The sequence below is a fragment of the Aquabacterium parvum genome (assembly GCF_001447195.1).
GTDB classification, from domain to species: Bacteria; Pseudomonadota; Gammaproteobacteria; order Burkholderiales; family Burkholderiaceae_C; genus Aquabacterium; species Aquabacterium parvum.
Genome location: NZ_LFRI01000404.1, coordinates 1 through 5,637 on the forward strand (window position 1 = coordinate 1; position 5,637 = coordinate 5,637).

Annotated in this window: 6 protein-coding genes; 4 read left to right on the plus strand and 2 right to left on the minus strand. The window is 57.0% G+C overall.

The features are described from left to right. Positions 1 to 225: 225 nt before the first annotated feature. Positions 226 to 846 (minus strand): hypothetical protein, encoded by a 621-nt coding sequence (locus ABG80_RS22060; RefSeq protein ID WP_152987683.1) that lies wholly within the window; start codon positions 844 to 846, stop codon positions 226 to 228. Between the two features lie 260 nt (positions 847 to 1,106). Here ABG80_RS22060 and ABG80_RS16530 point away from each other — a divergent pair, with 260 nt between their 5' ends. Further along, a complete protein-coding gene (locus ABG80_RS16530) occupies positions 1,107 to 2,063 on the plus strand; it encodes a Fe(II)-2OG oxygenase family protein (RefSeq protein WP_058088731.1) in 957 nt (318 codons plus the stop codon). On the opposite strand, the gene ABG80_RS16535 is transcribed toward ABG80_RS16530, so the two are convergent. Beyond that, complete coding sequence (locus ABG80_RS16535; RefSeq protein ID WP_152987684.1) at positions 2,064 to 2,882, minus strand: hypothetical protein; 819 nt, start codon at positions 2,880 to 2,882, stop codon at positions 2,064 to 2,066. Between the two features lie 203 nt (positions 2,883 to 3,085). Between ABG80_RS16535 and ABG80_RS16540 the strand changes: the two genes are divergently transcribed. The 3 genes from ABG80_RS16540 (at position 3,086) to ABG80_RS16550 (ending at position 5,561) form a co-directional block, all read left to right on the plus strand. After that, positions 3,086 to 3,514, plus strand: a complete 429-nt coding sequence (locus ABG80_RS16540; RefSeq protein ID WP_058088733.1) for a helix-turn-helix domain-containing protein — start codon at positions 3,086 to 3,088, stop codon at positions 3,512 to 3,514. A gap of 287 nt (positions 3,515 to 3,801) precedes the next feature. Then, positions 3,802 to 4,782 (plus strand): PDDEXK family nuclease, encoded by a 981-nt coding sequence (locus ABG80_RS16545; protein ID WP_058088734.1) that lies wholly within the window; start codon positions 3,802 to 3,804, stop codon positions 4,780 to 4,782. Then, on the plus strand, positions 4,779 to 5,561 hold the full coding sequence (locus ABG80_RS16550; protein WP_152987685.1) for a hypothetical protein: 783 nt from the start codon (positions 4,779 to 4,781) through the stop codon (positions 5,559 to 5,561). The genes ABG80_RS16545 and ABG80_RS16550 overlap by 4 nt, the downstream gene beginning before the upstream one ends. Positions 5,562 to 5,637 lie beyond the last annotated feature (76 nt).

The window sequence follows — 5,637 nt, forward strand, 5'->3', positions numbered from 1 at the left end:
ACCCCGAAATGGCCTCAGATCAGGCCAAAATGGGCTTGAAATGGGGTGTTTTGGCGTCGGAGTCGACCCGCATCATCGAAAAACGAGCCCTTGCGTCAGCAGCGAAGCTGCGCCCGTTGGGTATTTCCGCAGCCTGCTAAGCTACGCATTCAAACACTTGGCTTGATTTTTATGCAAGTGCGCGAAACGAACAGACCCAAATTATCCAGAACTACCGGCCCCGCTTCAGACCCCTTTGATAACCAGCCCCATAGATATGCACAAGCACGCCATGCTTGATTGGGACAAACCCTGCTCTTTGGCTGTCGTAACAGCTTGAATATAAATGGGCCGAGGGATTCTCAATGACCATTGTTCATTCCCCTCGGAAGCAAACATTTTGTAAGCCTGCTGGAAATCCTCCATTACCAGCGCAGAAGGCTCTTCCCAGAGTCTCGAAGAAAGCCTGCCGAATCCCAGTTCAAAGCACTCTCTTGCTGCCTCGGAAAGGCCAACGCGCAAAGACTCCAGCCTGCTTTTCAATAAAATAGACGAAGTAACACCGATAGTTGCCTGCGCACATTTAGTCCGAACTACCTTTTCATCCGAAATTACGCCAGCCTTAAGCAGCTCAGTTACTTCATTCAGCCTGCTGACCAATTGGTCGCGACGCAATAGCCCATTACCAACTTGTGCATGAGATAGGGCTGCACTCAAAAGCAACTCTAAGCTTCTAGCCAACTGGTCGTCCAAATTCCGCTCAAGGCTTACAGCTAATTGGTTGTGGAACTTCGGGAGTTGTACGGCGACCACTCGGGCACGACGCTCGTACTCAACCACCTCCACCACAGCCGACTTCTTCGGCACGACGCGATCTACTGTCCGAGACTTCTTGCTAGGGCCATTTGCCCCCCACCTGTGGTGGCTTGTTAGCGAAAGTGCACTCATGACGATAGGAGCCCCGTCAAGGGGAGATAATTAAAGATCAACCAAGCCGAAGAGGCTGTGACGCCACTGTATCGGCGTATCAAGAATATAGCAAACTGCATCTAGGGGGGGCTCCCTTGCCTGTTCAAGAGATCGCTACCTGCGTAGCACATCACGCTCGTCAGCTGTACGTGGAGTCAATGCCCCTGCTGGAGGATCACCAGTGGCCCGCCGTCTTCGTCGCGGCCAAGTCAGCGGCGACAGAAGTCTGCATCAACGCGGAGCAGCAAGTTCGAGACCTGAGACGCCTGTTTACAGAAGGGGCGCCCCTTCATCTGAAGCAGGTTTTCGATCCTGACGGACTACCTGAGACGCCTATCGACTGGCACCCTGTGCCGGTTTGCGCAGCAACAGCACAAGCGACACTTGCGATCCTGATCGTCAACGAACTGCTCGGCATGGAGACGATCTCCTATGCGTCGGAGAACGCGGGGAAGCTGTTCGTGAACCTGGTGACGCTACCTGGCACAGGTGCACTTGCGGAAAAGTCAACCAGCAACATGCGCGGCCACACCGACGCAGTCAGCTTCCCGTTTCCGGGCGACTCCGATCCGTCCGACGGTCGGATAGGCCCATCACCTGATGCCGTGTGCCTAGTAGGTCTGAGGAACAACCAACAGGTCCCGACGACCTACATTCCGCTGTCTGATGTCCTAACGCAGCTCACGCCCGCTGACATACAAGTGCTGAAGGAAGGCCGCTTCATCATCAATGCGCAGAGGACGTTCAGGCGTGGCACTGAAGCAGCGCTTGGCGAGCAGCATTCTGTCGATGGCGGGAAAATCCTCGCAGAATCCGACGGTGGCATGTGGGTACGCTACAGCCACAGCAATGTGACCGTCGACGACACGCAACAACGCCTGCAGGAAGCACAACAACGCTTCGAGGAAGCCTGCGCCTCCTGTCACCAGCATTTGGTGCTGCTGCCTGGTGATGTAGCCATCATCAACAACCGAAAGGCGCTGCATGGCAGAGGGTTTATTGGCGAGCACCCGGGCGGGCTAAGCCGATGGATCCTCCGGAGCTATGGGCTTGACACCTCAAGATTGCGACCTGAGCAAGCCACCCACCGGCGTGGACACATCCTGTTCCCCTGATCAGTTCTCCTGCAGTGGGCGACGTTTGCGATATCGCCTTATGTGAGAGCAGTCATTTGGATCCCACCGCGCTGCCAGGAACCGGCGCAAGGCGATCTCAGTGCTCAATCCGTGAGGGTAGCGAGCAACATACGAGGCCAACTTGTCACGCCTGGCAAAGATCTCAGAAGACCGATGCCCGCTGAGCGCCACTTGTACTGCGCCTTGGTCAAGGCTGAGTGCCTCGTCCAAAGTTCCAAGGGCAACCTCAAGTGTGGCCGCGTCCATGTCGTTCCACAACTGATCGTCGGCGTACAGCAGAGGCAAGCCTGCCAAAACCAGGGCTAGACACTTCTCGCGGGCATGGTCACGGCGGACCAGGCGTAGCTTTCGCTCAGAGGCAAACAACGCCACGGCATCCAAATAGCTGAGCCCTTTCAAAGCCAATGCATTGCCGACCAGCTGTGACGGCCTGAGTTCTTCCAGGGTCCATGTACGAACCTGCACAGGCAAGTCGCCCCACCTATCGGCCATGACTGTACGCAACCGCGTCCAGCTTCGTGCAGAACATGGACTCCGCAAAACTCGCCACACGGGGTGATGAAGCTCGAAAGTGACCTTCGGGTACTTCGCCCGAACTCGCGCCGCCAACGCAGGTGCAGGCACTTGAGTGCCCTGGGCATATTGATACCACTTCGACTGGTGTTCGTCGCCTTCGGCGTCAATCCAGACTGAACCGGGATCGACCATAGCAGCCAACGCCTTGATGGTCTGACAGCCCGTCACCTGCTTCAGCTGATGCAACCAAACGACGGTCCGGAGATAGTCGATTTTGTTCATGAAAACGAAGCGAAAGAAATACCGCCAAAACTCTACGTTCGAAATCCCAGCGACTCTCTTCAGTAGCAGGGGTAAAACCGGGTGCTGAGCCAGCAAGGCGAAACAAAAGGCGCCTGTCCGAACGTAGGTGCACAAAAAACCAGAAGCAAATACGATTCGACAGCCCACATATTTGCCGAGTTCAGCAAAGAGAAAACTGCGCCATGGCCCGCCCGCTTCACTTCCCCAGCGCCTTCCGGGACATCCGGATGCGGCGTGGACTGCTTCAGAAGGCTGTGGCTGTGGAGTTGCGTGTTGATCCAGCTGTTCTGTGCTCCATCGAGAAGGGCACGCGTGCGCCACTCGACGATCAGACCTTGAGCGAGGCCGCACGACTGTTCAACCTCTCGGAAGCCGAGCTCACTGAATTGTGTTGGGCGGCCCGCCATGACCGACTTGTCAGCGCGCTCTGCCAGAAGGGCGCCACAGCAGGTGAACTTGCCCTGGTGTCTGCGGCACTCTTTGCCTCGCATCACCTGCGGACCGATGACCTGCCTGGACTCATCAACAGTGTTCAGCGCGTAGGTGAGAGCGCTCGGATGATCTCATCACTGACGTCACCCAAGGGTGGACTGGAGGTCAGCATGAGCTGAAAAAGAAAGGCAGGCCGCGAAGGGCCCGCCTTGGGATGATCCAGTCAATGACCAAATCAGTTAGCGCTCGTATTGTCTGACCGGATCGTCCCAACGTCAACGGGACACACGCCCTTTTGCCTCTGGCCAAAAACGCGAACTTGCATCGCGCTGTCAATTTCTTGACGGCGGCGAGGGATCAACTTTCCCGCATTGCAAGCCACAGACAGCGGCACCGTCCCAAGCCCGTCGGCTGATGGGGATGGCCGACCTCACCGCGCCAACAGACAAAGCGCGCAAAAGGGGGCATGAATATGAACTGGACGGCATGGGACTTCCAGCCCGGTGATTTCACTCTGAAGCGGCGCGGGCCACCGCCGCAGACGGGCAAGATGACCGTCAAGAAGCTGACCGCCTTGATCCGGGCAGGTTATGGCCAAGGTCACTTTCAACGCTACAAGCCTTGGCTTCGCGTGACCAAGCGCGACTACTCGCCAAACTCAAACATCGGTCACCTGCACAACGCCGAGCTCGCCAGAGGCCACCACTATCGCTCCAGGGCTGAACGCAGCACGATTCAGCTCGCACGTTGGCTAGGCGCCATCGACGCAAGGGAGGCATTTCCGGTCTGGCCGTGGAAGCACTCACATCCGGGAGAAGGCCTTCCCGGCTTTGATCAAGCACCACTCCACCGTGGATTGCTGGAGACCGCACGTGATGCTGGCATCGAACACGGTCTCTACCCAGGGACAGCCATACCTTACGTCGCGACCATCGATGTCATGACCACATGGCGTGTTGACGACCACTACAGGCTGCTTGCATTCGAGAACAAGCCCTATGAGATCGCATATGGGCCGGACCCGCTTTCGCGGGCGAAAGAACGCCTGGAATTGACGCGCCGCTACTGCCTTGAGGCAGGTATAGGTCGATTGGTGCTGCATGGAGAGATGTTCGCGCGCGAGCTGGCCGTCAACCTCGACATGCTGGAGCCAACGCAAACCCAGCACGCACAAACCCAGATCCGGCACTCATATGCCTACCGGACCCTTGTCGAATCGATGAATGCTGACGGCTACGGGACGGCGCCTCATGAGCTGATTCAACGCCTGGCCTCACCCTTGAGCCTTCGACCCAATCAGTTGTGGCCGATGTTCAACCTGGCGCTTTGGCACCAGGACATTGATCATGATCTTGCCTTGCCGCTAAAGACCTGGATGCCCCTGATCAAGGGAGGTCGAGCTCGCAAGAACGCGTTGCTGCGCAGTTGGCTGGGGGACGGGGCATGAGCATGCGCGTCAAGCCAAACGACTTGGTCGGCAACGGCCCAGGCGGCAAGTACCTTGAAAACACTGCGCGTGTCTTGGTCCTGTCCGACTCATCAAAACAGTGCTGGCTGATCTACCTTCCTGCGCTCAAGAAGGAGTCGGGCAAAGAGCAGCAAATCCAAGACTACGTGAAGGCTCCCTTCAAGATGGTGACTGATGAGTTCTACGAACTTCTCGCGTCAGGGACCATCGTTGTGCTGAAGACGCGCTCAGCAGTTGCGCTTTCAGATGCAGACAGACTGGCCGAGGCCCGAGCATGTGGCAAAGAGGAAAGTGTCATCCGCGACATTCGGAAGCGCGACAAGCGATTTGCGGCGATCCGAAGCCTTGTGTGCGAAGAGGGCAGCAACGTGCTGAGGAACATCGAAGACCTCTTGAGTGATCCGGCACTTCCGCACAAGATTGCTGAGGTGGCACAGCGGCATGCTTTCTCTGAGAAGTCGGTGCGTCACTTCCTGAATCTGTTCCTGGCAGGCGGATCGATCAAGGGAGCCCTATGCACACGCTATCCCTTTTGCGGCAACCCGGGACAGCCAAAGGCGCAGACGCGCCATCTCGGTCGCAAGCCCAATCTGTACATGCAGGGATTGATCGAGTCGGACGGGTATGTGCTGACTGATGAGTGCAAGAAGAAGATTGAGCAAGGGTTCAGGCTGATCAGACATGGCACCACCGAGCATGGGACTGTCAGATTTTTTGTGTTTGAGGCTGAACACCGCCTTGGTCAGACGGAGGGTTGAAGAAATCTGTCCTCGTAAAGGATGGCGAATTGGTTCATTGCGGCCTTCCAGTCATGCGCCGCCCGCCCCCAGTCTG